General features: G+C 64.8%; 38 protein-coding genes. 13 read left to right on the top strand and 25 right to left on the bottom strand.

Annotated elements, in window-relative coordinates; genetic code table 11:
• Positions 1 to 71 precede the first annotated feature (71 nt).
• The 8 genes from ACZ5M6_RS12850 to ACZ5M6_RS12885 are packed head-to-tail and all read right to left on the bottom strand — an operon-like array spanning position 72 to position 3,207.
• Entirely contained in the window at positions 72 to 263 is a 192-nt protein-coding gene (locus tag ACZ5M6_RS12850) for a helix-turn-helix domain-containing protein (RefSeq protein ID WP_464158807.1), read from the bottom strand.
• Positions 260 to 679: a thermonuclease family protein gene (locus ACZ5M6_RS12855; protein ID WP_464158808.1), complete on the bottom strand. Its 420-nt coding sequence runs from the start codon at positions 677 to 679 to the stop codon at positions 260 to 262. The genes ACZ5M6_RS12850 and ACZ5M6_RS12855 overlap by 4 nt, the downstream gene beginning before the upstream one ends.
• The gene (locus ACZ5M6_RS12860) at positions 676 to 1,068 is read right to left on the bottom strand and encodes a hypothetical protein (RefSeq protein WP_464158809.1); all 393 of its coding nucleotides are present in this window, start codon (positions 1,066 to 1,068) and stop codon (positions 676 to 678) included. Before ACZ5M6_RS12860 ends, ACZ5M6_RS12855 begins: the two co-directional genes overlap by 4 nt.
• Entirely contained in the window at positions 1,065 to 1,262 is a 198-nt protein-coding gene (locus ACZ5M6_RS12865) for a hypothetical protein (RefSeq protein WP_464158810.1), read from the bottom strand. Before ACZ5M6_RS12865 ends, ACZ5M6_RS12860 begins: the two co-directional genes overlap by 4 nt.
• Positions 1,263 to 1,958, bottom strand: coding sequence for a hypothetical protein (locus tag ACZ5M6_RS12870; RefSeq protein WP_464158811.1), 696 nt, complete (start codon positions 1,956 to 1,958; stop codon positions 1,263 to 1,265).
• 13 nt (positions 1,959 to 1,971) lie between these two features.
• Positions 1,972 to 2,175 carry a hypothetical protein gene (locus ACZ5M6_RS12875; protein WP_464158812.1) on the bottom strand — a complete coding sequence of 68 codons (204 nt, stop codon included), beginning with the start codon at positions 2,173 to 2,175 and terminating at the stop codon, positions 1,972 to 1,974.
• Complete coding sequence (locus ACZ5M6_RS12880) at positions 2,172 to 2,987, bottom strand: hypothetical protein (RefSeq protein WP_464158813.1); 816 nt, start codon at positions 2,985 to 2,987, stop codon at positions 2,172 to 2,174. Before ACZ5M6_RS12880 ends, ACZ5M6_RS12875 begins: the two co-directional genes overlap by 4 nt.
• A gap of 1 nt (position 2,988) precedes the next feature.
• Positions 2,989 to 3,207 carry a hypothetical protein gene (locus ACZ5M6_RS12885; protein WP_464158814.1) on the bottom strand — a complete coding sequence of 73 codons (219 nt, stop codon included), beginning with the start codon at positions 3,205 to 3,207 and terminating at the stop codon, positions 2,989 to 2,991.
• A 166-nt stretch (positions 3,208 to 3,373) separates the two neighbouring features.
• Here ACZ5M6_RS12885 and ACZ5M6_RS12890 point away from each other — a divergent pair, with 166 nt between their 5' ends.
• Entirely contained in the window at positions 3,374 to 3,496 is a 123-nt protein-coding gene (locus tag ACZ5M6_RS12890) for a hypothetical protein (protein WP_464158815.1), read from the top strand.
• Position 3,497: 1 nt separating this feature from the next.
• Here the strand turns inward: ACZ5M6_RS12890 and ACZ5M6_RS12895 are convergent, their stop codons facing one another.
• The 12 genes from ACZ5M6_RS12895 to ACZ5M6_RS12950 form a co-directional block, all read right to left on the bottom strand.
• On the bottom strand, positions 3,498 to 3,674 hold the full coding sequence (locus ACZ5M6_RS12895; protein WP_464158816.1) for a hypothetical protein: 177 nt from the start codon (positions 3,672 to 3,674) through the stop codon (positions 3,498 to 3,500).
• A complete protein-coding gene (locus ACZ5M6_RS12900) occupies positions 3,671 to 4,369 on the bottom strand; it encodes a hypothetical protein (protein ID WP_464158817.1) in 699 nt (232 codons plus the stop codon). Before ACZ5M6_RS12900 ends, ACZ5M6_RS12895 begins: the two co-directional genes overlap by 4 nt.
• Positions 4,370 to 4,407: 38 nt before the next feature.
• On the bottom strand, positions 4,408 to 4,734 hold the full coding sequence (locus tag ACZ5M6_RS12905) for a hypothetical protein (RefSeq protein WP_464158818.1): 327 nt from the start codon (positions 4,732 to 4,734) through the stop codon (positions 4,408 to 4,410).
• Complete coding sequence (locus ACZ5M6_RS12910; RefSeq protein WP_464158819.1) at positions 4,731 to 4,991, bottom strand: hypothetical protein; 261 nt, start codon at positions 4,989 to 4,991, stop codon at positions 4,731 to 4,733. The genes ACZ5M6_RS12905 and ACZ5M6_RS12910 overlap by 4 nt, the downstream gene beginning before the upstream one ends.
• Positions 4,988 to 6,310, bottom strand: a complete 1,323-nt coding sequence (locus ACZ5M6_RS12915; RefSeq protein WP_464158820.1) for a DUF7666 domain-containing protein — start codon at positions 6,308 to 6,310, stop codon at positions 4,988 to 4,990. The genes ACZ5M6_RS12910 and ACZ5M6_RS12915 overlap by 4 nt, the downstream gene beginning before the upstream one ends.
• Entirely contained in the window at positions 6,307 to 6,750 is a 444-nt protein-coding gene (locus ACZ5M6_RS12920; RefSeq protein ID WP_464158821.1) for an HNH endonuclease, read from the bottom strand. The genes ACZ5M6_RS12915 and ACZ5M6_RS12920 overlap by 4 nt, the downstream gene beginning before the upstream one ends.
• Positions 6,747 to 7,013: a hypothetical protein gene (locus ACZ5M6_RS12925; protein WP_464158822.1), complete on the bottom strand. Its 267-nt coding sequence runs from the start codon at positions 7,011 to 7,013 to the stop codon at positions 6,747 to 6,749. The genes ACZ5M6_RS12920 and ACZ5M6_RS12925 overlap by 4 nt, the downstream gene beginning before the upstream one ends.
• Positions 7,010 to 8,206, bottom strand: a complete 1,197-nt coding sequence (locus tag ACZ5M6_RS12930; RefSeq protein ID WP_464158823.1) for a recombinase RecT — start codon at positions 8,204 to 8,206, stop codon at positions 7,010 to 7,012. Before ACZ5M6_RS12930 ends, ACZ5M6_RS12925 begins: the two co-directional genes overlap by 4 nt.
• Positions 8,206 to 9,111 carry a PD-(D/E)XK nuclease-like domain-containing protein gene (locus ACZ5M6_RS12935; RefSeq protein WP_464158824.1) on the bottom strand — a complete coding sequence of 302 codons (906 nt, stop codon included), beginning with the start codon at positions 9,109 to 9,111 and terminating at the stop codon, positions 8,206 to 8,208. Before ACZ5M6_RS12935 ends, ACZ5M6_RS12930 begins: the two co-directional genes overlap by 1 nt.
• A gap of 142 nt (positions 9,112 to 9,253) precedes the next feature.
• Positions 9,254 to 9,454, bottom strand: a complete 201-nt coding sequence (locus ACZ5M6_RS12940; protein ID WP_464158825.1) for a hypothetical protein — start codon at positions 9,452 to 9,454, stop codon at positions 9,254 to 9,256.
• Positions 9,454 to 9,768, bottom strand: a complete 315-nt coding sequence (locus ACZ5M6_RS12945; RefSeq protein ID WP_464158826.1) for a hypothetical protein — start codon at positions 9,766 to 9,768, stop codon at positions 9,454 to 9,456. Before ACZ5M6_RS12945 ends, ACZ5M6_RS12940 begins: the two co-directional genes overlap by 1 nt.
• Positions 9,768 to 10,085 carry a hypothetical protein gene (locus tag ACZ5M6_RS12950; protein WP_464158827.1) on the bottom strand — a complete coding sequence of 106 codons (318 nt, stop codon included), beginning with the start codon at positions 10,083 to 10,085 and terminating at the stop codon, positions 9,768 to 9,770. Before ACZ5M6_RS12950 ends, ACZ5M6_RS12945 begins: the two co-directional genes overlap by 1 nt.
• Before the next feature lie 181 nt (positions 10,086 to 10,266).
• Here ACZ5M6_RS12950 and ACZ5M6_RS12955 point away from each other — a divergent pair, with 181 nt between their 5' ends.
• Positions 10,267 to 10,503: a hypothetical protein gene (locus tag ACZ5M6_RS12955; RefSeq protein ID WP_464158828.1), complete on the top strand. Its 237-nt coding sequence runs from the start codon at positions 10,267 to 10,269 to the stop codon at positions 10,501 to 10,503.
• Here the strand turns inward: ACZ5M6_RS12955 and ACZ5M6_RS12960 are convergent.
• The 3 genes from ACZ5M6_RS12960 to ACZ5M6_RS12970 are packed head-to-tail and all read right to left on the bottom strand — an operon-like array spanning position 10,500 to position 11,597.
• On the bottom strand, positions 10,500 to 10,883 hold the full coding sequence (locus tag ACZ5M6_RS12960; protein ID WP_464158829.1) for a hypothetical protein: 384 nt from the start codon (positions 10,881 to 10,883) through the stop codon (positions 10,500 to 10,502). The genes ACZ5M6_RS12955 and ACZ5M6_RS12960 overlap by 4 nt on opposite strands.
• Positions 10,880 to 11,242: a hypothetical protein gene (locus ACZ5M6_RS12965; RefSeq protein WP_464158830.1), complete on the bottom strand. Its 363-nt coding sequence runs from the start codon at positions 11,240 to 11,242 to the stop codon at positions 10,880 to 10,882. The genes ACZ5M6_RS12960 and ACZ5M6_RS12965 overlap by 4 nt, the downstream gene beginning before the upstream one ends.
• A 28-nt stretch (positions 11,243 to 11,270) precedes the next feature.
• Complete coding sequence (locus ACZ5M6_RS12970) at positions 11,271 to 11,597, bottom strand: helix-turn-helix domain-containing protein (RefSeq protein ID WP_464158831.1); 327 nt, start codon at positions 11,595 to 11,597, stop codon at positions 11,271 to 11,273.
• A gap of 63 nt (positions 11,598 to 11,660) precedes the next feature.
• Here ACZ5M6_RS12970 and ACZ5M6_RS12975 point away from each other — a divergent pair, with 63 nt between their 5' ends.
• The gene (locus ACZ5M6_RS12975; RefSeq protein ID WP_464158832.1) at positions 11,661 to 11,879 is read left to right on the top strand and encodes a hypothetical protein; all 219 of its coding nucleotides are present in this window, start codon (positions 11,661 to 11,663) and stop codon (positions 11,877 to 11,879) included.
• Between the two features lie 10 nt (positions 11,880 to 11,889).
• Here ACZ5M6_RS12975 and ACZ5M6_RS12980 read toward each other — a convergent pair whose 3' ends face one another.
• Entirely contained in the window at positions 11,890 to 12,180 is a 291-nt protein-coding gene (locus ACZ5M6_RS12980; protein ID WP_464158833.1) for a hypothetical protein, read from the bottom strand.
• Between the two features lie 86 nt (positions 12,181 to 12,266).
• On the opposite strand from ACZ5M6_RS12980, the gene ACZ5M6_RS12985 reads away from it, so the two are divergent.
• The 10 genes from ACZ5M6_RS12985 to ACZ5M6_RS13030 all read left to right on the top strand — a co-directional run bounded on the left by ACZ5M6_RS12985 (position 12,267) and on the right by ACZ5M6_RS13030 (position 20,603).
• The gene (locus tag ACZ5M6_RS12985; protein ID WP_464158834.1) at positions 12,267 to 12,722 is read left to right on the top strand and encodes a hypothetical protein; all 456 of its coding nucleotides are present in this window, start codon (positions 12,267 to 12,269) and stop codon (positions 12,720 to 12,722) included.
• Between the two features lie 150 nt (positions 12,723 to 12,872).
• A complete protein-coding gene (locus tag ACZ5M6_RS12990) occupies positions 12,873 to 13,487 on the top strand; it encodes a hypothetical protein (protein WP_464158835.1) in 615 nt (204 codons plus the stop codon).
• Positions 13,487 to 14,059, top strand: a complete 573-nt coding sequence (locus ACZ5M6_RS12995) for a hypothetical protein (protein ID WP_464158836.1) — start codon at positions 13,487 to 13,489, stop codon at positions 14,057 to 14,059. Before ACZ5M6_RS12990 ends, ACZ5M6_RS12995 begins: the two co-directional genes overlap by 1 nt.
• Positions 14,056 to 14,832: a GcrA family cell cycle regulator gene (locus ACZ5M6_RS13000; protein WP_464158837.1), complete on the top strand. Its 777-nt coding sequence runs from the start codon at positions 14,056 to 14,058 to the stop codon at positions 14,830 to 14,832. Before ACZ5M6_RS12995 ends, ACZ5M6_RS13000 begins: the two co-directional genes overlap by 4 nt.
• On the top strand, positions 14,829 to 15,017 hold the full coding sequence (locus tag ACZ5M6_RS13005; RefSeq protein ID WP_464158838.1) for a hypothetical protein: 189 nt from the start codon (positions 14,829 to 14,831) through the stop codon (positions 15,015 to 15,017). Before ACZ5M6_RS13000 ends, ACZ5M6_RS13005 begins: the two co-directional genes overlap by 4 nt.
• Complete coding sequence (locus ACZ5M6_RS13010) at positions 15,014 to 15,382, top strand: hypothetical protein (RefSeq protein ID WP_464158839.1); 369 nt, start codon at positions 15,014 to 15,016, stop codon at positions 15,380 to 15,382. Before ACZ5M6_RS13005 ends, ACZ5M6_RS13010 begins: the two co-directional genes overlap by 4 nt.
• On the top strand, positions 15,375 to 17,915 hold the full coding sequence (locus ACZ5M6_RS13015; RefSeq protein WP_464158840.1) for a DNA methyltransferase: 2,541 nt from the start codon (positions 15,375 to 15,377) through the stop codon (positions 17,913 to 17,915). The genes ACZ5M6_RS13010 and ACZ5M6_RS13015 overlap by 8 nt, the downstream gene beginning before the upstream one ends.
• Positions 17,912 to 18,097 carry a hypothetical protein gene (locus tag ACZ5M6_RS13020; RefSeq protein ID WP_464158841.1) on the top strand — a complete coding sequence of 62 codons (186 nt, stop codon included), beginning with the start codon at positions 17,912 to 17,914 and terminating at the stop codon, positions 18,095 to 18,097. Before ACZ5M6_RS13015 ends, ACZ5M6_RS13020 begins: the two co-directional genes overlap by 4 nt.
• Complete coding sequence (locus tag ACZ5M6_RS13025; RefSeq protein WP_464158842.1) at positions 18,094 to 19,581, top strand: replicative DNA helicase; 1,488 nt, start codon at positions 18,094 to 18,096, stop codon at positions 19,579 to 19,581. Before ACZ5M6_RS13020 ends, ACZ5M6_RS13025 begins: the two co-directional genes overlap by 4 nt.
• Complete coding sequence (locus ACZ5M6_RS13030; RefSeq protein ID WP_464158843.1) at positions 19,581 to 20,603, top strand: DUF1376 domain-containing protein; 1,023 nt, start codon at positions 19,581 to 19,583, stop codon at positions 20,601 to 20,603. Before ACZ5M6_RS13025 ends, ACZ5M6_RS13030 begins: the two co-directional genes overlap by 1 nt.
• A gap of 2 nt (positions 20,604 to 20,605) precedes the next feature.
• On the opposite strand, the gene ACZ5M6_RS13035 is transcribed toward ACZ5M6_RS13030, so the two are convergent.
• The gene (locus ACZ5M6_RS13035) at positions 20,606 to 21,175 is read right to left on the bottom strand and encodes a hypothetical protein (RefSeq protein WP_464158844.1); all 570 of its coding nucleotides are present in this window, start codon (positions 21,173 to 21,175) and stop codon (positions 20,606 to 20,608) included.
• Between the last annotated feature and the right edge of the window lie 25 nt (positions 21,176 to 21,200).

A 21,200-nucleotide genomic window follows, 5' to 3' on the forward strand; every position in this document is an offset into this window, starting at 1 on the left:
CGGAGGGCGCGCTACCTTCCTTCTGTGCTTGGGTTTGCGGGGCGATTTGTCGATCCGCCCTAAGCCGCGCCCTAAGCCGCGTTGTCGGTCTCGCCCAGAAGAGCCAGCAGTGAAGACCTGGGGATAACCGTTTTCGATCCGATCTTCACCCGCGTCAGGCGCCCATCGGCGAGCAATTCGAAGATGGTCGAGCGGCCGACGCCCAAGGCTTCGCTCGCCTCCTTTACAGAGAAGGCCAGCTTGTTGTCGTTCGCCGCGCTCATCTCCAGATCCCTTTCCTCTCGCGCCGGGCTGCGTCTTCCTCGCGCCTGTACGGATCGCCGTAGTTGGTCTCGCTAATAGCTAGGCCTTCGCGGACCAGCAGCCCGCCCAGGTCGCGGCCAGCGACCGTGCAGACGGCGACGTTCCGGCCGTAGCGATCGGTATCCGTCACCGTGCAGCGGGCGCCGGCGCTGGCCAACTGCCGGGCCCGACGCGCGGCCTCGGACCCGGTTGTCCTGGCGACCGGCGAACAAGCCCAGACGTTGGGCCGCTGGCGGCACCGGGTGAAGGGCGCGACCTCGCCCGCGTCGGCGCCAGCCAGCCGGATGCGGTGGCGCTCGCCGTCTTTGGTCAGGCATCGGCCGGAGTCGCCATCTGACATCGCCAGGGTCAGACAGATCAGGGCGATGGCGCTCATTTGGGTTGGTCCTGTAGGGCGGCTAAGAGTTGGCGAGCCGTCTTCTCGCGTTCGGTCAGCGACTTGTCGCCGGGCTCTGGCGTCAGGATCAGCATGGCGGCCGTGATCCCGTCAGCCAGCCTATCGGCTCGGGCCTCTGCTGCGTCTCGCTCCTTCATCGCTGACAGTGTTTCGGCCTGGGCCTCTTGAAGCCGCTCGTCTGCCCAGCGAACCCAACCGTCTATTGCGGCTTGTGCAGATGCGGCGAAGTCACAGGCGGCGATGACGTTCCTCACTTCGTTCATGTCGATCCGAAGCGAGCCGACTGCGTGATGTTCGAACGGCCGTAGATGGTCCGCCAGCTTCGCCGCCGCCTCCAGCCCTGCCGTGTTTGTGGGCTTCGCGCTCACTTCACCCCTCCCGCTTTCAGCGCTGCCCGGCCTGCCTCTGTGATCGAAAGCACGTCGCAGAACATGGCGTCTTTCCAGGAGGCCAAGCCCAGCTTCACGAGCGCTTTCGCTGGGGCGTAAGACATGGAAACCGGGGTGTCCTCGGCTTCTATGTCTCGAAGCAAATCGGCTTGCGGCTTTGTCAGAGCGGCCATCTACTTCTTCTCCGCTTTCAGTGCTGCGAGGGCTTCGGCGGCGCGGCGGAAGTTCACCAGCCGCAAAGCGCGGCCTACCTCACGAACCATGATCGGCCCGGCATCTTTCCAGACCTCAAAAGTGTCGTCTTCCCGTTCGTCATATTCCGCTGCGACAGCTGCAAAGGGCTCCAGCGCCTTCTCCACCGCCACCCTAAGCGCGTCATCGGCGGGCGGGGATGGGCGGGCGCGGCCGATCATGTTGATCAGGTCTGCGATGTCGGAATGGACGTAATACCCCTCGTGTTGACCGCGCATGCAGAGCTTGGGTTGGCGCTCAACGCAGCGTTTGATGACCGCGTGATCTTCGTCCGTAAGCCATTCCGCCCCTTCCACAGCAGCGGGTTGGGCAGTCATTGCGCCCGCAACAAAGGCCGCTCTCTCCTTGGCCTGATCTTCACCGGGATACTCGTAACAGGCGAGGTCGGTTGCGGAGAGCACAGAGGCGGGAGCGGGTTGGGCGGGGGCTGCGGAGAGGGCTTCGAGCATGGCCGCCTGACCCAAAAGGATGCAGTGTTGCTCGCACCATGGCGCCTGACCTCCGTGCATGACGTTCTCGGTTTCCCACGCGCCATGTGCTTCAAGTATAGCCTTGCCGACTCTCAGGGCGGCGGCCCGATCCGGCACAGAAACCAGCATCTTCTCATCTTGCGCCATTAGAGCGGTCCTCCTATTGGGTGGGGGCGAGCTTGCCGGTCAGCAGCGCAATGGACTTCTCGCGCTCAAAGTCTCCGGGATTCGACCATGCGAAGTAGGTGTCTTTGGTCACGCGCACCCCGCCTCCCCGCATCTCACAAATGCGATAGCCGTTGACGTGTTCTTCGCGGAGTATCTCGCCCGGCTTGTCTGGTTGCCATGAGGTCCAAGCGCTCATCCCCGGCCCCCTTCGCTTGCGGGGATGGCGGCGCAGACCATCGTCTCAATGTTGGACAGGGCTCCGAGCGCTTGGACGTGCGATCCGTCCGCGCCGCGCTTAACTTCGGCCGTCACGCGAGCAGCTAGGTCCGCAAGCCCTCCCCCATCGGGCGCGGCGGGGCGGAAAAGGGCGAGGACCTTTTCGGTGAAATCGTCGAAGAATGCTGCGCGGGAGTCAGGCCGCATGTTGTAGTTTTCGAGACGCTTAGCGTAGTGCCCGACTCTTTCGCGAATGAGCAGCGCCACAGCCTCCCGCGTCTCTCCGCTCGGTTGGGGGCGGAGGGCGGCGAGAGAAGCGAGAACGTGTTCCGCCTGTGTCGCCGTCACCCGCCCAGCTAGATCTTCGAACCTGTCCAACGCGGACATGACGGCCGTGATTTCGCGTCGCCGCTTATCCTCCGACCCGCCCGCTTCTACCGGAGCGGCGGGGGCGAGGCGGAAGGCGATGATGATGTTCCAGTCAATCCATTCGGACTTGACCGGCTCAGGCGCAGTGGCCCGGCGGGTGCGCGTTAACACCACCTGCCCCGGCACCGGGTTCTCTTTCCACCCGCCTTCAGGTGCTTTGACCCACCCGTCAGGACCGGGGCGGCCGATGAAGGTGAAGCGTGAGGGGACGCGCGAATAGGCGGCATCGTTGATGAAGATCGTGATGTAATCCGCTGTTGCGATCCCGACGATGCCGATACCTTCGGCACACGACAGCAAATCGCCGCGCTTCACATCTTCCGCACTCAGCGGACCCACTGCGGGCTTGTCTTGGGTGGTCATGTCAGCGGGCTCCGGGAACGGGACCGGCGAGCGCCTGGTCCTCGTGATGAATGAAAAGTTCGGCCTTGACGCGGCGGCACCGGACGCCGGCCGCGCGAAGGGCCGCCACGTATTCAGCAGACGGCTCGCTCTCCCATTGGACGTAGCGGGCGTCTCCAAACGTCCGGTACAGGTCAATGGCGCTCTTGACGCCGTAGTCGTTCCGGTGATTGGCGGTCATGGGGTTGTCCTCGTAAACAGTGTGATTTATATAAACCGCACGATTTACCCCGTCAACAGATAACGGTGCTGTTTTGTCCTTGCCCTCGACTGACGCCCCCGCTACAGGCCGCGCCATGGGAAGACCTCCGCTTGGGCCGAATGGGGCCGTGCCTGTGAATGTGCAGATGACGCCGGAACTGCTTGCGCGCGTTGATTCGGAGGTCGGCGGCAAGAAACACGCGCGTTCCAAGTTCATCCGCGAAGCCGTCGAGGCTGAACTCCAACGCCGCGAGAAACCCAAGGACTGAGTCATGCGGCTGTCCTTTCGGAGTTCGGCGCCAAGCCCAGGGCGACGCGGATTTCAGCGTCCAGCTCGGAACTGGTCACGAACAGTCGGGCGCGGTTGAGTAGAACCATCAGCTCGGCCTCTCTGGCCTTCAGCGCGTCATGGTTCTTGCGGATGGTTTCCCATTGTTCGGGGGTCATGCCACGGCCCTCTGGTATTGGATGTGGACCATCAATTGACGTCCCAGGTGTTCAGTGTAGGCGGGAGGAATGGCCTCGCTCATTTCGGCGCAGGTAGCCCAGGTCATCCCCATGGCCTCCGACATCGCGGCGCGGTGTCCGTCCACCCAAACGTCACGGGTTCCCCGCCCGCCGGCCGATGCGGCGCGGCGTCGGGCATGGCCGCCATAGACGCCGATCACCGGACGGTCGTCGTGCTGACAGGGCGACGGCGGGCTGATCGAGATGTTGCTTTCGAACAGCCGATGGCGTCGGAGCTGACAGCCCTGAGCGCCCAGGCCGAACATGGACCCGCAGAGGGTGATCGGATCGACCATCGCCCACCGCGCCTCTTCGACATTCTCAATGGACCAAGGCAAGCCGCACATAATCAGGAGATTGCGTACGTCCTCGATCATGAGCGGCGCCCCCCGTGTTCCGGGCGCATGGCGAAGGGCCGTGTAGCCCTGACAAGGCGGCGAAGCATGGATTGCGTCGAAATCTGCCAGTCCCAGCATTTCAACTCGGCCGTCTGGATGACGGAAGGCGATCTGCTCCCCCCTCAGCAGCGCGCGCAGAACCTCGATGGCGTCGCCCCGATGGAATGCGAACGGGTAGTTTTTCTGCGGATACAGATCGACGCCGAAGACATCGAACCCGGCGCGGTGATAGCCCATCCCGGCCCCGCCTGCGTTGCAGAATAGGTCAAGGAGCCTCATCCTCCCCCTCCATCACAGTCCGGTGCGGGGGTGGATTGGCGGGCCTTGGCGAGGGCGGCGTCGATGACGGCCAGGTCTGCGTCGCCGACAATCGGAACGTCCGCGACGTAACGGCGAGCAAGGATCAGCGCCTCCAGCAGATCAGGAGCCGCCGCGATTAGATGGGCGTTGGCCATCTGCTCCGGGCCGGAACCCCACAGGCCGCCATATGCGTCAGTGACGCCTTCTCCAGTCTGCTGGCCAACGCCAAGAAGCTGCCCTTTGTTCGGGCCGTCCTGCACAGTGAAGATCTTCCAAGGCCCCGGCGTATGTCCCCCGCTCATTGGTCAGAGCCTTTCGCGCGAAGGATTGCAGCAGCCTGCAATGCCTCAGCTGCATTGTCCGTCCAGCCGAAGAGATCGGTTTCGGAGTAGGCTCCCCTTTCGTCGTCCATGCAGGAGAACAGACGCTCGCCAGCCCAGGCAGACCCGCCCGCCCAATAGGTCAGCCGCTCGACGGTCTCATCGGCGGTGACGGCCCAAAACGGCCGATCAAGCGGATACGGACCAGCCGCTTCAAGTCTTGCGATTAGGTCAGTCATTGTGAAACCTCGACCAGCTTCCCGCCCCGAGCGCGGTACCAAGTGTCAGCCTTCAGGCCGTCCTGGCCGACGATGCCGCTGGCGGTGGACAGGGCCGGATATCCCTTGCCGTCCCACTCACCACGCTCAACGGCGAAGAGCGCGACGCCATCAGAGCCCATCACGCGCCCGTCCTTGCCCGGCGCCATCGCCGCGCCCTGATCGCCGGATGCGGTGGCCGCGCCATGATCGCCGGATGCGGTGGCCGCGCCCTGATAGCCGGATGCGGTGGCCGCGCCCTGATAGCCGGATGCGGTGGCCGCGCCCCGAGTGCCGGATGCGGTGGCCGCGCCCTGATAGCCGGATGCGGTGGCCGCGCCCCGAGAGCCGGATGCGGTGGCCGCGCCCCGAGTGCCGGATGCGGTGGCCGCGCCCCGAGAGCCGGATGCGGTGGCCGCGCCCCGAGTGCCGGATGCGGTGGCCGCGCCCTGATAGCCGGATGCGGTGGCCGCGCCATGATCGCCGGATGCGGTGGCCGCGCCCTGATAGCCGGATGCGGTGGCCGCGCCCTGATAGCCGGATGCGGTGGCCGCGCCCCGAGTGCCGGATGCGGTGGCCGCGCCCCGAGTGCCGGATGCGGTGGCCGCGCCCTGATAGCCGGATGCGGTGGCCGCGCCCTGATAGCCGGATGCGGTGGCCGCGCCCCGAGTGCCGGATGCGGTGGCCGCGCCATGATCGCCGGATGCGGTGGCCGCGCCCTGATAGCCGGATGCGGTGGCCGCGCCCTGATAGCCGGATGCGGTGGCCGCGCCCCGAGTGCCGGATGCGGTGGCCGCGCCCCGAGTGCCGGATGCGGTGGCCGCGCCATGATCGCCGGATGCGGTGGCCGCGCCCTGATAGCCGGATGCGGTGGCCGCGCCCTGATAGCCGGATGCGGTGGCCGCGCCCCGAGTGCCGGTGGCGGTGGCCGCGCCATTCGAGTTGACGGCGACTGGACCCTCCGGGATCGCGCGGTCCATAACCCACTTGACCGCCTCTAGCGTCAGATCGCGTAGGCCGATTTCCTCGCCGACCTTCAGGATTTCACCCGCGACCTTGACGTTGTCGTCGGTGTCCGTGGCGCCGGAAAGCGTCACCCGACAGAAGCGCGAACCAGCCGGGGCGTAGTATTCAAACACCGACAGCGGGTGAGCGTCGCTGATAATGGCGTGGAAGCCGCCCTCGCAGGCCTTCACCTTGCCGGTGTGTGTATAGGTCTCGCCGATGGCGAACTGAAAATCTCGGCAAGTCAGGTCGGCGTTGAAGCCTTTGATGGCCTTGATTTCGTCAGGCGTGGTCATTTCTCAGAGCCTTCTGATTGAGGGGTGCGGTCGTTGGCGGCGCGCTCTCGCATCGCCTTCTTCGTCAGCTTCGGCCGACCGTCGAAGCCGCGAGAGACGGAGCCGAAGCCCCGGCCCTGCAGCTTGCGCGCGGGTTCGCCCTGGCAGGTCTCACCAGCCAAACGACGGGCCTTGGCGATGTCCTTGCGGTCCTGGGGCGTCTTGGTCGCGTGACAACCCTTGTGCGCCGGATAGAGGTTGTCATCTGCGTCATTGGCGCTGATGGCCCGCGCTATGCGGTGCTCAATGTCGTATTCGTCGCCGTGGATCTTCAGGCCGCAGATGCCGCACCGGCCGCCATGGGCCATGAAGATTGCGAGGCGCCGCTTCGCTGTGAACTTGGGGCGCGGCGGGACGACGACGCGGGCGCGCTGGGGCATGATGGATTGGTCGGGCTTCATTGCAGCCCCCACAGGATCGTCCCGTCCACGTCTTCGATCCGAAGCGTTCCGGGGTTCAGTTCGGCGTGGCGGTTCAGGTCGTCATCGGCCGGCAGGTTGATGATGTAGAAGCCCCCCTCCCTGACAAAGATGCGGGGCTCCCACTCGCTCTCAGGCGGCAGGGGCTTGCCGGTCGCATAGGTGCCGCCATGGACTCCAGTCTCATTGCAGAGACCGCAGCCCTCGGGACCATTGCCCCGGCTGATGCAGACGCAGGCGCTCATCCGAAGCTCTCCAGCGCTTCCCGCATGGCCTTCTCGACCCGTTCGGCCTGTTCCGGCGCCGTGGTCGTCAGCAGGGCGATGCGGGCCTTGTAGTGCTGGCTGGCCTGGACGGTCTTCAGCTCGGCAAGGGACTTGAACGCCAGATCAGAAATGAACCGATCGACGCCGGAAACGACATCGACGGCCGAACCCGTCCCTTCGCTGGCTTGATCTGCCTCAGCGGGTTCGGCCGTCTCGTCTTCCCCAAGCGACGGGGGAGCATCGCCAGGGAAGTCGTCGCCCTCATCCGTACGCGGGCCTCTAGTCCCATCGGATGAGGGCTCTTCCGAAGCGGGAGGGGGGTCCGCTTCGAAACTCGGAATGGTGTCTTCAGGGTCGAGGCCCTGAACGGTGTTGAAGCCTTCGCGGGGGACGTCAGCCGCTGGCGCGGATAGGCGGGCGGCGAGGCCGGGCGGCGGCAGCGACGTCGACGCGGACCGGAGATCGTACATGTCGTCGTCGCGCTCGATGACGGCCTGCAGATCAGTCGACATAGGCAGGCGCTTGGACAGGCGCCGGATGACGGTCTTGCGGGCCATCTCTGACCACCAGTCGACCCAAGGGCCGCGATCTTTGGACCGGGAGACGTCGCGCACCTTGTTTATGTCCGCGACCGACATGACCTCGCGGTAGATGCCACCGTCCTTGGTCTTGGCGACCGCGTAGGCGGCTACCGCCGGACCCCGGTCCTCGCCCATGAACGGCTGGTGCTCGATCCGCTCATCGTCCCCCAGAGTGTAGAGGAAGCTGTCGTTGGCGTGGACGACATGCGCGGCGATCGTCAGCAGCTCGCCCGAGCGTCGCACCTTGGCGATCACGCCGGCGACCATCGGCATGTATTGGACGGCGTCGACCCAGACGTCCCGGTTGTCGATCTTCTTCTTCGTCCGGAAGATTACCAGCGCGGCTTCACGTCCGTCGGGAAGCAGGCCGTCTTGGGCACACTTCATGCAGGCCTGAAACAGCGTCTGGCGATCCGCCGACAGCAGCGCGGGGTTGGACTGCACCGCCGTCATAACGACGCGGACATACCGCTCCGGCGTGACGTGCGGAGGCAGCGCCATCGCAAACTGAGGCTTCATGGTCTCCAGCTCGGCGCGCACAGCGGCGGCCGGCGGAAGGTTACGTTCCTGGGTCTGAACCAGAGCGTTCATCAGGCGGCTTCCTTGTCGGGGCTATTATCGTTGTCGCTCGCGTCAGCGGCGGCGATCTCAAGCTGCTGGTCGATCCGCTTCACCGCCCATGGCGGGAGGGTCAGGTATTCGGCGTCAGATCTAGTCCCGCCCGGTCCCGGCCATTCCCCGGTCTCGACGCATCTGGCGAACTGGTCGATGGAGCGGCGAAGCTGCATCCGTCCCCGTTCAATGTCGGCTCCGGTGAGGACGGTGACGCGGACACAGTGCGGCGGGGCCTTCTCAACCCAGACGAAGGCGAACTCTTCCATCGGGTGTCCCAGAACCGCCTCAGAGGCCATGCCTACCAGGGCGGCCTGCATGTGGTAGCCGTAGGAAGCCAGCGACCGCTCAAGGCTCTCGTCGGACACGCTGTCGGCCGTCTTGAGGTCTGCGAACAGGCCCGAATGGCCGGGGATGTTGTCGGGTCGGCTCTTGAGCCAAATGCCGGTCGCCTCGTCCCTGAAGATCAGCGAACGCTCCACGGCGCCGTCGAGTATGCCGAGACGCCCCTCCCCGCCCTTGACCAGAGGGTGCGCCGCCAAAGACCGGGCCATGCCGGTGATCGCCTCAAGCTCGGCATCGGTGATGATCGTCAGGCCAGCCTTGATCTGCTCGGCCTTCCACTCCTTCGCCGCGTCGGTGCGCCAGTCCTTCCACTTCGAAGGGCGGATGACGAACTCAGCGTCGAAGCCCTTCCGGCCGAGATACAGCAGATGGTGCGCCGCCCTGCCGATGGAGAAGTGTGGTCGGTCCTTCGGCTCAGGTCGGTTCGGATTGTAGGGGCTGTCGTACCAATAGTGCGCCGGCGACTGGCTCCAGATGGTGCGGAGACCGGAGGAAGAGATGGAGGGCCCGTCGCAGCAGTCGCCATGATACTCGGCCATGGACAGCGCATACACGCCGGGGACCGAAACCTTGCCCGAAGGTGGAAGCGGTAAGGGGTTGGAAAGGCTCAAGGCTTCCTCCGAAGCGGCAAAGAGAGGATCGCCAGCAGCGCCACGGCCGCGACGAGGATTTGAAAGGCAGTCACAGCAGCCAGAGCGCGCCGAGGACGACGCAGCCGGCGGCCAGGGCGAGCGACGCGCGGATCAGGTTGACGGGGTAGCGGCGAGGTTCGGGGCGGCTTGCGGCCAGCACGGCGTTGCAATGCCGCTCGTTCCAGCGGTCCCTGACTTGGTCCCATTCGGGGTTGGACAGGGCGCCAGTGATGGGGTGGCGGAGGGTCATCACGCGGCTCGCGCCATGTTTGCCGGAGGCAGCGGATCGTTCCGCTCCGCCTCCCGGATCGCCCGGATCAGATCGGTGATCATGATGACGTCGGCTTCCGCGGTGACGTCGTCACGCACCGACAGCGCGTCTTCCATGACGTGCTGCAGATACTCGCGGGCCTGTTGCGGGGTCCGGCGCTTGCCTGATCCGGTGGCGACCACTTCCCTGCCCTCTGCGACGAAGCGCGGGGCGATTTCGTTTGCAGCGCTGGCCAGGACAGAGACCGACAGGCGGTCCACCAGCGGGTTCATAATGCTGTCGAGGCGGCGCATCAGGCGGCCTCGTTCGTCAGAGAATTGTCGTTGGCGACCGAGGCGCGGGCGGCCCAGCGCGCGGCGCCGGCTTCGTATCGGTGACGGGTGGCGGTTCCGACGCGGTCGATGATGTGGAAGTCGATGAAGTCCGAAAGCTCGGCTTCCGACAGTTGCTCGGCGCAGTCAGGGTTGAAGCCCATGATCCGCAGCGCCGCGGCGTTGGCGATGGTCAGCTTGCCGTAGGACTTCGCGTCGATGGTGTCGGTCTTCGGGCCGCAGACGACGTGGGTCTGGTCGGGCGAGACGACGTAGATGGTGGCGGTCTTGAGGGACATGGGTCACTCCGTTTCGATGGAGTGAGTATGCATATTGCATATCGCCGGCGCAACAAGAAAGTTTGCATTTTGCATACTGTCCGCTCGCACGGTACGTCAGGATTGGACGCAGGGATGCGATCTGGGACTCGACTCTCACGAGAAACCGACGAGTCGTTACCGGGGAAGAGGAGACAGGCGGATGGCCAGAAAGACGATCCACTGCGTGCAGATCTTCTGGCGCGTCGACGGGCGCCTGGAGGGCGGCCCAGTCGAACAGTTCCTGACGGAAGAGGCGGCGAAGGCCTACGGCGAGTTCAAGGCCGGCGACGCTTCAGGCGTGGCCGTATTCACGCTACGTGGAGAACCGGCGGCTGATCATTGGGATGAAGCGGATGTGCTGGCCACCTATGGGGAAGCGCCGCACCCCCAAGTCTAACGGATAGTGCGGCTGCTCTGCTGCCGTTCGGCCAACATAGTCTCTATCCGAGCCTGACTTTCGGCCATTTTGTCGAGCCTCTGATCAATCGCTGTCAACTTGTCATCAGTTTGGTCAGACTGGTGCCGGGTCTCGGCTTGCAGAGCTAGAAAACCCGCTGCGAAAGCTCCCAGCAGCAAGATCACACCACCCCCAAACCAGCGGCGGAGGTCTCGAACATCATTCCCCAGATCGGCAAGTCGCGTCTCGACTGATTGTTGCCATCCGTCCATCCCGTCAGATGTGCCACCGCCGTTGCCTCGCTTCAAGGGCGGATCGGTGTCTGGGAAGAAGGCTTCCTCGCGCTCTCGCCGCGCCTCCTCGAAGCTGTGAACGGTCAACGGTGTTTCCCCGAGATCTCGTTCAACATGGCACCAAGGCGCGCTTGGCTATCGAGTGCGTCGGCCAAGGCAGATGTGGACTGTTGCGCGTCTCCACGCTTAAGGGCGTGGATCGCCGATCCCAGCGTCGCTGCAACGATTGCTACCTGATTTGTAAGCCGGAGCAGCGCATCCCTAAGCAAGGAGGCTTGGCTACCGGAAACGACGGCTTGCATCTCCGCGTCAAGGGCGCGCATCTCTACGGCAGGCAGCTGAGCCTCTAACTTGGTCACCCGCTCTTCAAGAGCCTTCACGCTCTCGTTGGTGGACCGGTCGATGCTCAGCATTGCGATTTGAGACTCCAAAATGGAAATCTTCATTCGCAGTTCGTCAATCGCATCCAAGCTTCTAGCCCTCCGTCCCCGTTCGCTTGAAGCTCTCCAGCACCCTCAACGCCTGAGCCTTGCTCTCCTCGGGGATCGCCGCCCAAGTTTCGAGCACGCCGGTTGGCAGATCGTTGGGATCGTGGTCCAGCAGCATCCCCGGCGTAGTCCCCAGAGCGGGCGCCAGGCGCCGTAGCCACTTATCTGAAAGACCCCTCGCGCCGGTCTCCAGGTTGGAGATGACGGCCTTCGTAGTGTCCACCTTCTCAGCCAGTTCAGCCTGGGTCAGGTGCCGGAAGGCGCGCCACGCGGCAAGATGGTTGGTGTCCTCGGCCATGTAGGCATTCTGCATCCTCCCCGCTTTCGGGTCGTCACGCAGATTGCATACCTTTCCGCTTGCCAGCAGGTATGCATATTGCATATCTTCACTCGCATGACGAAGCATCCGAGCGATCTCAAGGCCACCGACCTGCAGCGCATTGGCGTGAGCAAGCCGTACGCTCACCAGCTGCTCGCGGGTCTGCGCACGCCCTCCCTGAAGCTCGCTGTCCAAGTCGAGGTTGAGTTCGGAATCCCGCCCAAGGCTTGGCTAGACGCCGCCAACGACGACACCCGCTCCGGCGAGGCGGCCTGACGTGCGCCCCTCACCGCCCCGCCTCCCTCTGGTCGTCGAAGCGCTCTGCACCGCCGACGCTGCCTATGGGCTGATCTGCGACATCGAGAAGATGGCCGCCGAGGGCCGCCAAGCGGATGCCCTGGCGACGCTGGCTTACCTCGCTGACGCGGTCCAGGCGCACCGCCCCATTCTCCGGGGCGTCATCGCCGCCCAGCGCCAAGCCGCAGAGCACCTCGATCTCGCGCAGCGGCCCAACGTCCGGGTCCTCGCCAGCATCGGCATAGCCCAGCCACAGCCTGACCCCGCGAACTCTGAACACGCGCCCACTCCCGAACAACCTTCGCCGTCTGTCGCCTGACCGGCGCCGACGGTCATCTGGAAACCCGCCCGGAACATCCGCAGTCCATGAACAAGCTCAGCCATCGTGAACACGCCCGGCTCGCCCGCGAGCTGATCGACCATTGCGGCGGTCTGGAAGAGGCCGCGACCGCCTGCCGGGTCCGCAAGTCGGCCCTGTCCGGGTATCAAAATCCCGAAGACCCCTCGACCATGCCGGCCGACGTCATGGACGCCTTAGAGGAATACGCAGGCCAGGGCCCGGTCTACTCCGGCGCCATCGCCGAGCGCCGGATGTTGCCAACTAAGGTCACGGGTTGCCTCAAGGAGCTGGCGTTCGACCTGGCCCAGGAGAGCATGGACGTCGTCACGGCCGTGCGGGAAGCCCTGACCGACGGCAGCCTCTCCCCCAACGATCTCGACGCCATCGCCCGGGCGGAGCGCGACGCCGAAGACGCCCTCGAGCGGGTTCGCGCCGTCCGCCGGGCCGCCGAGAACGCGACCGACGGCCGGAGGGTGGCGTGATGGCCGGCGCCCTCCTCTACGGCCTCCACAGAGCATTCCAGGCCTTCGCCCATGGCGTCACCGGCCTGATCTCCTTCGCCTCGCACGATCCGCGAGAGCGCTGACCGACGGGACCGACCGCCCCGTTGAGCGGTCTTGATGGAGGCCCAGATGGCCAAAAAGCTGAAAGCCACCCCCGACGGAGACGACGCCAAGTCGATCCCGAACAGCGACAACATGGAAGCCGTCTTCCTGTCGCATCTGAACAAGCTGCGGACCCAGCAGAACAAGGTGGCGACCGCCAAGGCTGCCTACGACGCAGAACGATCGGTCATGAACGACCTGTTTGCCCTGGCGAAGGCCGACAAGTTCACTCGCAAGGAACTGCAGGCGATCTTGGACGACGGCGCCGCCAGCCGCCGTGATCTGACGGCCGAGGAAGAGCGCCGGGCGAAACTGCGGACCTGGGCTGGTCTCCCGGCTGGCTCCCAGGCCGATCTGTTCGAAAACACCCCTTCCGCAGCCATCGACGAACTGACGGTCGAGGGCCACGGCTACACCGCCGGCCTTCGTGGCGACGACAGCACCATGCCGGATCAGTACGCCCCGCATCACGCTCAGGCCTGGCTGCGTGGATACCATGCCGGTCAGGAAAAGCTGGCGTGGGCGTTCGCAGAAGCAGGCGGCAAGCCCGACCATAAGGACACCGGCATAAAGCCGTCGGCCGTCTCGTTCGAGCCGGTCAACGACGACGAGGCCGCCTCGGATCAGGAAGCGGCTGCCTGATGATCTTAGCGCTCGACCTCGCCACCCAAACGGGCGTCTGCTTCGGGGCCGCCGACACCGGCGAAGTCCCGACGTTGGAACACTTCCGGCTGCCCTCGACGGGGGACGAGGTCGGGCGCTTCGTCAATGACTTCGAAGACCGGATCCGGGCGCTGATCGCTCTCGTAGAGCCGACGCTGATAGTCTTCGAGGCGCCCGTGTTGCCCCGCGCCAAGTTCAATCGCGAGACCAAGAAGGTCGAAGGCGGCGTCAGCATCATCACGACCCGCAAGCTGCAGGGCTTGGCGGCAATGCTTGAGGCCATCGCTGACCGCGAGAAGCTGGAGTGCAAGGAGCTTCAACCTTCGCAGGTGAAGCAGGCGCTCACCGGCAAGGGCAACGCCAAGAAGGCCGAAATGGTCCGCGCCTGCCGCGCCTTCGGCCTGAACCCCCACACCTACACCCACCAGGGCGAAGAAGCCTCGGATGAAGCCGACGCCTTCGGTGTCTGGCTCTGCGCTCTCCGGATGCGCCACCCGAAGTTGGCCGGCCGCTGGGATCCCATCAATTTCATGGCCGGGAGGGCCGCATGAACAGACCGCTGACGCAGAAGGAACACCTCTTCATCCGGCTTTGGAACGAAGGGGCCTCATACGAAGACATCGGGACCGAAATCGGCATCGCCAGGGCAACGATGCATGACTGGCGCGTTCGGCTCGGTCTGTCGGCCCGCCACGTCTCCCAGCAGCGGAAATACAGCCCCCAGGACATGGAGACGATCCGAAGGCTGTGGTGCGATGAAGGCCTTTCGGCATCCGAGATCGCCCGCCGGATGGGAGGCGACTGGAACCGGAACATCGTCATTGGCCAGATCACCCGCCGCGGCTGGGCAAAGGCTGGTCGCGGCAAACCATCGGCGCCCGTGCGGAAGCCGTCGAGAGCATCCGCTACCCCGAAGAGCCTGGCGGCTGCTCCCATCAACCTGACAAAGTCCCGGTCGGATTCGACCCCGCAACAGCGCGCCGAGAAGTCTGCGCAGGGCCAAGCGATTATCGCCAGGGTCGAACGTTCCGAGGTGAAGAGCCCGAACGCCACGCCCTTCTTGCAAGCGACGCGCGGCTGCAAATGGCCCATCGGGTCCGGCCTGGCCCTGCACTATTGCTGCAATCCCGTCGTCGGCGGGGTCGGCGCGGCCAAGGTCTATTGCGAAGGCCACCACGAAATGGCGGTGTCCTCGATCCAGCCCTATCGATCCCGCTCGCCGGTCTCGAGCTTCACCCGTCACGACCGGATCGCCACGCCTAAAGCAAAGCCCGCCAACGACCCGTTCGGATCGATCTGGGATGACGGGAGAGCGGTCGCATGACGCCCTTGGAAGCCGCCAGGGAGATGCGCCGGAAGGCCGACGACATCGCCATCAACCGCGCCCGTCTGAACGGGATTATGCGCACGATCCACGACCAATGCGGCCGCCACGGTCTGCGATCGATCCTGCAAACCGAATTCGCCCGGGTGACCGGAGCCAACGACGACGGGGACTGGATCGGATGAGCCGTCAGGAACGCATCATCGTCGACCGGATCGACCGGGCCCGCGAGGCTCCAGCCTCGAAGGCCAAGCGGGCCCGTCGCGCCATGTACCTACGCATGGAAGCGCGGAAGGCCGTCACCGCCATTCTCGCCGGCCTGGAATGCCCCCGGGAGCGGGCAGCTATCCTTGGAGATCTGATCGACGTCGCAGCCGAATATCGCTGGCCCATCATCGGCCGGGTCGAGACCGCCACGGCCCTGAACAGCGTCGCCGCCGATGTGTGCGCCGTCTTTAGGCTGCCCCGCGCCATCAAGAGCGCCGCGGCCGAACAGGCCTTCGCCAAGCTGACCAAGGCGGCGAACGATAGGGGCGCGGCCGATGAGTGACGCCTATCGCGAGTTCATCGTCGCCAAGTCGCCGCCGGCGCAGGAGACGGGCTTCGACATCGATCCGGCCCGGATCAACCCGGCCATGAAGCCGCACGCCGCCGCCATTACCCGCTGGGGCGTCCGTGGCGGCCGGCGCGCCTACTTCACCGCCTTCGGCCTCGGCAAGACGACAATCCAGCTTGAGACAGGCCGACTGATGCTCGAGGAAGCGCATCGCGTCCACGGCATGGATCAGCGCGGCCTGATTGTCCTGCCCCTCGGCGTGCGCCAGGAGTTCAAGCGCGACGCCGTGCAGGTCCTGGGATGGGACGCCGAGCCCCGCTTCATCCGGTCGACCGACGACGCCGGCGCCGGGATCAGCCTGACCAACTATGAGAGCGTAAGGGACGGCAAGGTCGACCCGGCCGCCTTCACTTGGGCGTCGCTGGACGAGGCGTCTTGCCTTCGCTCGTTCGGCTCCAAGACCTTCCAGACGTTCCTGCCGCTGTTCGACGCCGTACCCTACCGCCACGTCGCCACGGCCACGCCTTCGCCGAACCGCTTCAAGGAGCTGATCCACTACGCCGGCTTCCTGGGCATCATGGACACCGGCCAGGCCCTGACCCGCTTTTTCCAGCGGAACAGCGAGAAGGCCGGCGATCTGACGCTGTACCCGCACAAAGAACGCGAGTTCTGGCTGTGGGTGAACAGCTGGGCGATCTTCCTGCAGAAGCCCACCGACCTCGGCTTCAGCGATGACGGCTATGAGCTGCCCGAGATCAGCGTGCGCTGGCATGAGGTCCAGACGGACCTGACCGCCACCGAAGCTGACCGCGACGGCCAGATCGCCCTGTTCAAGAACGCGGCGATGGGCTTGGCGCAGGCGGCGAAAGAGCGGCGGGACACCCTGCCGGCTCGGATCGCCAAGGTGGCCGAGATCCGTGCCGCCAGCCCTGGTGATCATTTCATCCTCTGGCACGACCTCGAGGACGAGCGCCGCGCTCTAGAAGCAGCCGTGCCGGGCGTCACGTCGATCTACGGCACGCAGGACCTGGACGCCCGAGAGCAGGCGATCATCGACTTCTCCGACGGCAAAATTCGCGACCTCGCCGCCAAGCCGGTGATCGCCGGATCCGGCTGCAACTTTCAACGCCACTGCCATCGCGCCGTGTTCGCCGGCGTCGGCTTCAAGTTCAACGACTTCATCCAAGCCATCCACCGCATCCAGCGCTTCGGCCAGACGCAGCCCGTCGAGATCGACATCGTCTACGCCGAGACCGAGCGCGAGGTCCGCCGCGACCTGGAAGCGAAGTGGGCCCGCGACAAGGAGCTTCGCCAGATCATGTCCGACATCATCCGCAAGTACGGGCTGAACCATCGTGAGATGGGCGCCGAGTTCGCCAGGGCGACGGGCGTTGAGCGAGTGGAGGCGTCCGGCGAGGGTTGGATCGTCGCGAACAACGATTGCGTGGAGGAAACCCGCTCCATGGCGGAGAACTCGGTCGACCTGATCGTGACTTCGATCCCCTTCGCCAACCACTACGAGTACAGCCCCAACTACGCCGACTTCGGCCACACCGACGACAACGGCCACTTCTGGTCCCAAATGGACTTCCTGACGCCGGAGCTGTTCCGCGTCCTGGCGCCCGGCCGGATCGCTGCAATCCACGTTAAGGACCGGATCCTGTTCGGCAGCGTCACCGGCTACGGTCGGCCGTCCGTCTCGCCCTTCCACGCCGAGACCATCGCCCACTACCAGAAGCACGGCTTCGTCTTCGCCGGCATGATCACCGTCGTGACGGACGTGGTCCGCGAGAACAATCAGACCTACCGCCTCGGCTACACCGAGATGTGCAAGGACGGGTCGAAGATGGGCGTCGGCTCGCCCGAATACGTCTGCCTGTTCTTCAAGCCGCAGACGGATCTGTCGAAGGGCTATGCCGACCAGCGCATCGCTCGGTCGAAGGCGGATTACAGCCTGGCGCGCTGGCAGGTCGATGCTCACGCATTCTGGCGGTCCTCGGGCGATCGGCACCTGTCGCCCGACGAGATGGCGAAGCTGTCGCCCGACAAGCTGGTGAAGGCCTTCACGGCCGCCAGCCTCGCCGGCGTCTACGACTACGAGGCCCACATCCGTATCGGTGAAGCCCTGGAGCTGCGCGGGGCCCTGCCGTCGACGTTCATGGCCCTGGCGCCAGGATCGAACGACCCGGACGTCTGGCACGACGTGACCCGCATGCTCACGCTGAACGGCGAGCAGTCCAAGCGCGGCCTTGAGAACCACATCTGTCCCCTGCAGTTCGACATCGTGGACCGCTGCATCGAGCGGTGGAGCATGAAGGGCGAGACCGTCTACGACCCGTTCGGCGGGCTGTTCACGGTCCCCAATCGCGCCATCCGCCTGGGCCGTAAAGGCCGCGCCGCCGAGCTGAACCCGACCTACTTCCTCGACGGCGTGAAGCACCTGCAGATCGCTGAGCGCGAGCTAGCCATCCCCTCTCTGTTCGACCTGTTCGCCAACGACGACGGTCCGCTGGAGAGCGCAGCGTGAACCGCCGCGACATCATCGACCTCGAGCTCCACTACGCCCGCATGCTGCGCCGCGAGGCTAAGGCTCGCCAGAAGCAGAACCCGGCCGCAGCAGAGCAACTGAACCGCTTCGCCGACGCCGCCGTCCAGCGCGTCGAGGCGATCAAATGCGGCCCCCTCTTCGACACGGAGAAGGCGGCATGATGGACCCCCGCGACCAAGCCGAGGCTATCAAGAGCCTGCCGTCAAATCTTGAGGCTGAGCAATCGCTTCTCGGCATCCTGATGTTCGACAACGCCGTGTTCGAGCGCCTGCCCGATGGGTTGCGCGGCTCGCACTTCTACGAGCCGTTCCATCAGCGCCTATACGACGCCATTTCGTCCAGCATCACGGCAGGGTCGGCGGCGGACCCGACCATCCTTATGACGCGGTTCACCAATGACCCGGCCTTCACTGAGTTCGGAGGGCTCCGTTATCTGGCGGACCTCGTTGACCGCGCCCCGCCTGCTGCAAACGCCAAGGACTATGCCCGGTCGATCTATGACCTCGCCATCCGCCGCGAGCTGATCCGCATCGGCGGCGAGATCATCACCAATGCCCCGGACCCGGATCGAGCAGCAAAGGATCTGCTGTCGGAAGCCGAAGGGGCGCTCTACGGCCTGGCTGAAACCGGGAGCGTGTCAGAGGGCGTCCAGACCTTCAGCAGCGCCTTGGACGGCGCCATGCAGGCTATTGAGGGCGCCTTCCGCTCCGATGGCCAGTTGACCGGCATTGCAACCAATCTGGTTGATCTGGACCAGAAGCTAGGCGGCCTCCACGACAGTGACTTGCTGATCCTCGCCGGTCGTCCATCCATGGGTAAGACCAGTCTTGCCACCAACATCGCCTTCAACGTAGCCAAGAACTATCGCTGGGTCGAGGACGCCGACGCGCCAGACGGCCGAAAGACCGTTGCCGGCGGACGGGTTCTGTTCGCGTCCCTGGAAATGTCCAAGGAGCAGTTGGCCCAGCGCATCCTTGCCGACGCCTCGGGCGTGTCGTCCGACCGGATGCGGAAAGGCCAGATCAACGAGGCCGAGTTTCGCCGCATCCGCGAATGCCGCGACCTGATCGATAATATCCCGCTGCACATCGACGCGACGGGCGGGCTGCACATCGCCAAGCTCGCCGCCCGCGCCCGGCGCCACAAGCGCAGGTTCGGCCTGGACCTGATCGTCGTGGATTACCTTCAGCTCGTCACCACAGACGGCGCCAAGGGCATCGGACGGGTTCAAGAGGTCACGGCCATCACCGGCGGCTTAAAAGCCCTGGCGAAGGAGCTGAACGTCCCGATCATCGCCCTGTCGCAGCTCTCCCGCCAGGTCGAGAACCGCGAGGACAAGCGGCCCCAGCTTTCCGACCTTCGGGAGTCGGGATCGATCGAGCAAGACGCCGACGCCGTGATGTTCGTCTATCGCGAGGCCTATTACCTCAGCCGCTCGGAGCCGAAAGAAGGCACGGCCGAGCACATGGAATGGCAAGCCGAAATGGCCATCAAGGAGCACGAGGCCGAGGTCATTATCGGCAAACAACGTCACGGCCCCATCGGCACGGTCAAACTCGCCTTCGACGCCGAAACGACCCGGTTTGGAAACCTCGCGCGGGGGTCAGACTATGAGACCGCGCGTATGCCCTATGGTGAAGACTGATGGCCAAGAGGGAGAACTTCTATCGGCGCGACCCAAACAAGGCTCTGTCCGGCATGATCGGTCTCAGCCTCGAGGAGCGCGGCGTCTACAATACCGTCCTCGACATGCTCTATCAGACGTGGCGCCCGCTTGAGGACGACCGCCGCTATATCGCGAACTGGTGCGGCTGTGCGGTCCAGAAGCTGAACCCGATCATCAATCGCCTGCTGGAGCGAGGACGCCTCATCTCTTTCGAAGAGGGGGGGCGCACCTACATCTCTGACGAGGCTTTCGAAGCCGAGCGGAAGGCCGTCAAGGGCGGTGCTGGGACACGCTCTGGACGGGCTCAGATCGGGGAGAAGTCGGGAGAAGTCGAGGAGAAGTCGGCAAGTGTCGAACAGAACCCGGCACTTCTCGACACCTCAAATGAGGAAAAACAAGCGGTTAAGTCGCTAGAGAAGACAAGAGAAGAAAAGAAGGATGCTAACGCATCCTCTGTCCGGCCGGTGCCGGACGACGCGTTCACGCTCGCATGGAAAGCCTATCCTGCGCTGGGTCGATCACGCTCCAAATCGCAAGCCAAGACCAAACCGATTTGGCGCGCGGCGGCAAAGAGCGCCGGCGGCGATGATCGGCTCTTGGCGGCGGTGCGGCGCTACGTCGCCGAAGACACGACCCACAAGGGCGAGTGCGGCCCCCCAGCGTTTGACCGCTGGCTCAGGGATGGACGATGGGAGCATTGGCTTCCGGCTGGGACGAGTGCGGACCAAGCGTCAGGCCCGGCGCCTGCCGCCTTGTTCGACGGCCCGCCCGATATTCGCGCCTGGACTGCCGACCGCCTCGGAGAGCCCTACGCCCGGTCCTACGTCGATCCGGCCCGATGGGACGGCGCCAACCGCGCTCTGCTCGCCGCCAACCCTTTCGCGCTCGGAAAACTCAAGTCCGACCTCGCCCCGATCTGCGAGCGCTGGAACTTCACCGTGCGACTGGCGGCCGCCAACGATCCCAAACCCGACCTGTTCGCCGGAGGAGAAGCCGCTTGAACTCAACAGATGGTTTTGAAGTGCGCCAGGGCCTTCCAATCACGACGCGCCCCGGATCGAATCGCTTTCCTCAAAGCCCGAGCGTAATCTGTAGCCTCTCGAATATAGACAACCTGCGGAGTGTTGGCTGGGACTCTCGCATTGGCCCACTGAAGTCCCATCCACTGTTCCTTGAGCTGGGTGAGGATCATGGGGAGCGTTTCGGCGTAGTTGACGATGTCGTGGTCGGGGACGTGGTCCAAGCTGATCAGCGGAAGACGTTCCAAAGCGCGCTCGAACAGCCCGTTCGAAACGGCTGGCCAAGCGGTGTCGGCACATATCATTCCATCCTCATCGTGAGCTGTCGATTCTGCGATTGGCTCGACCAACTCAAGGAAGCGGGTCAACGCCGCAGTCGCCCGGAAGCGATCAAACTGAGCGGCTTTGAAATACTGTCTGGCTGCGAACCAAAACGCTCCGCCGGTCACGGCTACCGCAAGTCCATTAAAAAGAAGCGCCCACCAGGCGGCCTCGGCGGCCGATTGGGCAGCCCACGCGGCCTGTTGGCTCGCCACCAGCAGTTCTTGGTCCATTCGCCCCTCCCAGCCGATCGGTCGG

The organism is Brevundimonas sp. Br13 (assembly GCF_055391505.1).

Bases quoted from the DNA above. Each gene is read 5' to 3' on its own strand.
- ACZ5M6_RS12850 (WP_464158807.1), bottom strand. From the start codon at position 263: ATGAGCGCGGCGAACGACAACAAGCTGGCCTTCTCTGTAAAGGAGGCG.
- ACZ5M6_RS12855 (WP_464158808.1), bottom strand. From the start codon at position 679: ATGAGCGCCATCGCCCTGATCTGTCTGACCCTGGCGATGTCAGATGGC.
- ACZ5M6_RS12865 (WP_464158810.1), bottom strand. From the start codon at position 1,262: ATGGCCGCTCTGACAAAGCCGCAAGCCGATTTGCTTCGAGACATAGAA.
- ACZ5M6_RS12870 (WP_464158811.1), bottom strand. From the start codon at position 1,958: ATGGCGCAAGATGAGAAGATGCTGGTTTCTGTGCCGGATCGGGCCGCC.
- ACZ5M6_RS12875 (WP_464158812.1), bottom strand. From the start codon at position 2,175: ATGAGCGCTTGGACCTCATGGCAACCAGACAAGCCGGGCGAGATACTC.
- ACZ5M6_RS12880 (WP_464158813.1), bottom strand. From the start codon at position 2,987: ATGACCACCCAAGACAAGCCCGCAGTGGGTCCGCTGAGTGCGGAAGAT.
- ACZ5M6_RS12885 (WP_464158814.1), bottom strand. From the start codon at position 3,207: ATGACCGCCAATCACCGGAACGACTACGGCGTCAAGAGCGCCATTGAC.
- ACZ5M6_RS12890 (WP_464158815.1), top strand. From the start codon at position 3,374: ATGACGCCGGAACTGCTTGCGCGCGTTGATTCGGAGGTCGGCGGCAAG.
- ACZ5M6_RS12895 (WP_464158816.1), bottom strand. From the start codon at position 3,674: ATGACCCCCGAACAATGGGAAACCATCCGCAAGAACCATGACGCGCTG.
- ACZ5M6_RS12900 (WP_464158817.1), bottom strand. From the start codon at position 4,369: ATGGGCTATCACCGCGCCGGGTTCGATGTCTTCGGCGTCGATCTGTAT.
- ACZ5M6_RS12905 (WP_464158818.1), bottom strand. From the start codon at position 4,734: ATGAGCGGGGGACATACGCCGGGGCCTTGGAAGATCTTCACTGTGCAG.
- ACZ5M6_RS12910 (WP_464158819.1), bottom strand. From the start codon at position 4,991: ATGACTGACCTAATCGCAAGACTTGAAGCGGCTGGTCCGTATCCGCTT.
- ACZ5M6_RS12915 (WP_464158820.1), bottom strand. From the start codon at position 6,310: ATGACCACGCCTGACGAAATCAAGGCCATCAAAGGCTTCAACGCCGAC.
- ACZ5M6_RS12920 (WP_464158821.1), bottom strand. From the start codon at position 6,750: ATGAAGCCCGACCAATCCATCATGCCCCAGCGCGCCCGCGTCGTCGTC.
- ACZ5M6_RS12925 (WP_464158822.1), bottom strand. From the start codon at position 7,013: ATGAGCGCCTGCGTCTGCATCAGCCGGGGCAATGGTCCCGAGGGCTGC.
- ACZ5M6_RS12930 (WP_464158823.1), bottom strand. From the start codon at position 8,206: ATGAACGCTCTGGTTCAGACCCAGGAACGTAACCTTCCGCCGGCCGCC.
- ACZ5M6_RS12935 (WP_464158824.1), bottom strand. From the start codon at position 9,111: ATGGCCGAGTATCATGGCGACTGCTGCGACGGGCCCTCCATCTCTTCC.
- ACZ5M6_RS12940 (WP_464158825.1), bottom strand. From the start codon at position 9,454: ATGACCCTCCGCCACCCCATCACTGGCGCCCTGTCCAACCCCGAATGG.
- ACZ5M6_RS12945 (WP_464158826.1), bottom strand. From the start codon at position 9,768: ATGCGCCGCCTCGACAGCATTATGAACCCGCTGGTGGACCGCCTGTCG.
- ACZ5M6_RS12950 (WP_464158827.1), bottom strand. From the start codon at position 10,085: ATGTCCCTCAAGACCGCCACCATCTACGTCGTCTCGCCCGACCAGACC.
- ACZ5M6_RS12955 (WP_464158828.1), top strand. From the start codon at position 10,267: ATGGCCAGAAAGACGATCCACTGCGTGCAGATCTTCTGGCGCGTCGAC.
- ACZ5M6_RS12965 (WP_464158830.1), bottom strand. From the start codon at position 11,242: ATGAAGATTTCCATTTTGGAGTCTCAAATCGCAATGCTGAGCATCGAC.
- ACZ5M6_RS12970 (WP_464158831.1), bottom strand. From the start codon at position 11,597: ATGCAGAATGCCTACATGGCCGAGGACACCAACCATCTTGCCGCGTGG.
- ACZ5M6_RS12985 (WP_464158834.1), top strand. From the start codon at position 12,267: ATGAACAAGCTCAGCCATCGTGAACACGCCCGGCTCGCCCGCGAGCTG.
- ACZ5M6_RS12990 (WP_464158835.1), top strand. From the start codon at position 12,873: ATGGCCAAAAAGCTGAAAGCCACCCCCGACGGAGACGACGCCAAGTCG.
- ACZ5M6_RS12995 (WP_464158836.1), top strand. From the start codon at position 13,487: ATGATCTTAGCGCTCGACCTCGCCACCCAAACGGGCGTCTGCTTCGGG.
- ACZ5M6_RS13000 (WP_464158837.1), top strand. From the start codon at position 14,056: ATGAACAGACCGCTGACGCAGAAGGAACACCTCTTCATCCGGCTTTGG.
- ACZ5M6_RS13005 (WP_464158838.1), top strand. From the start codon at position 14,829: ATGACGCCCTTGGAAGCCGCCAGGGAGATGCGCCGGAAGGCCGACGAC.
- ACZ5M6_RS13010 (WP_464158839.1), top strand. From the start codon at position 15,014: ATGAGCCGTCAGGAACGCATCATCGTCGACCGGATCGACCGGGCCCGC.
- ACZ5M6_RS13015 (WP_464158840.1), top strand. From the start codon at position 15,375: ATGAGTGACGCCTATCGCGAGTTCATCGTCGCCAAGTCGCCGCCGGCG.
- ACZ5M6_RS13025 (WP_464158842.1), top strand. From the start codon at position 18,094: ATGATGGACCCCCGCGACCAAGCCGAGGCTATCAAGAGCCTGCCGTCA.
- ACZ5M6_RS13030 (WP_464158843.1), top strand. From the start codon at position 19,581: ATGGCCAAGAGGGAGAACTTCTATCGGCGCGACCCAAACAAGGCTCTG.
- ACZ5M6_RS13035 (WP_464158844.1), bottom strand. From the start codon at position 21,175: ATGGACCAAGAACTGCTGGTGGCGAGCCAACAGGCCGCGTGGGCTGCC.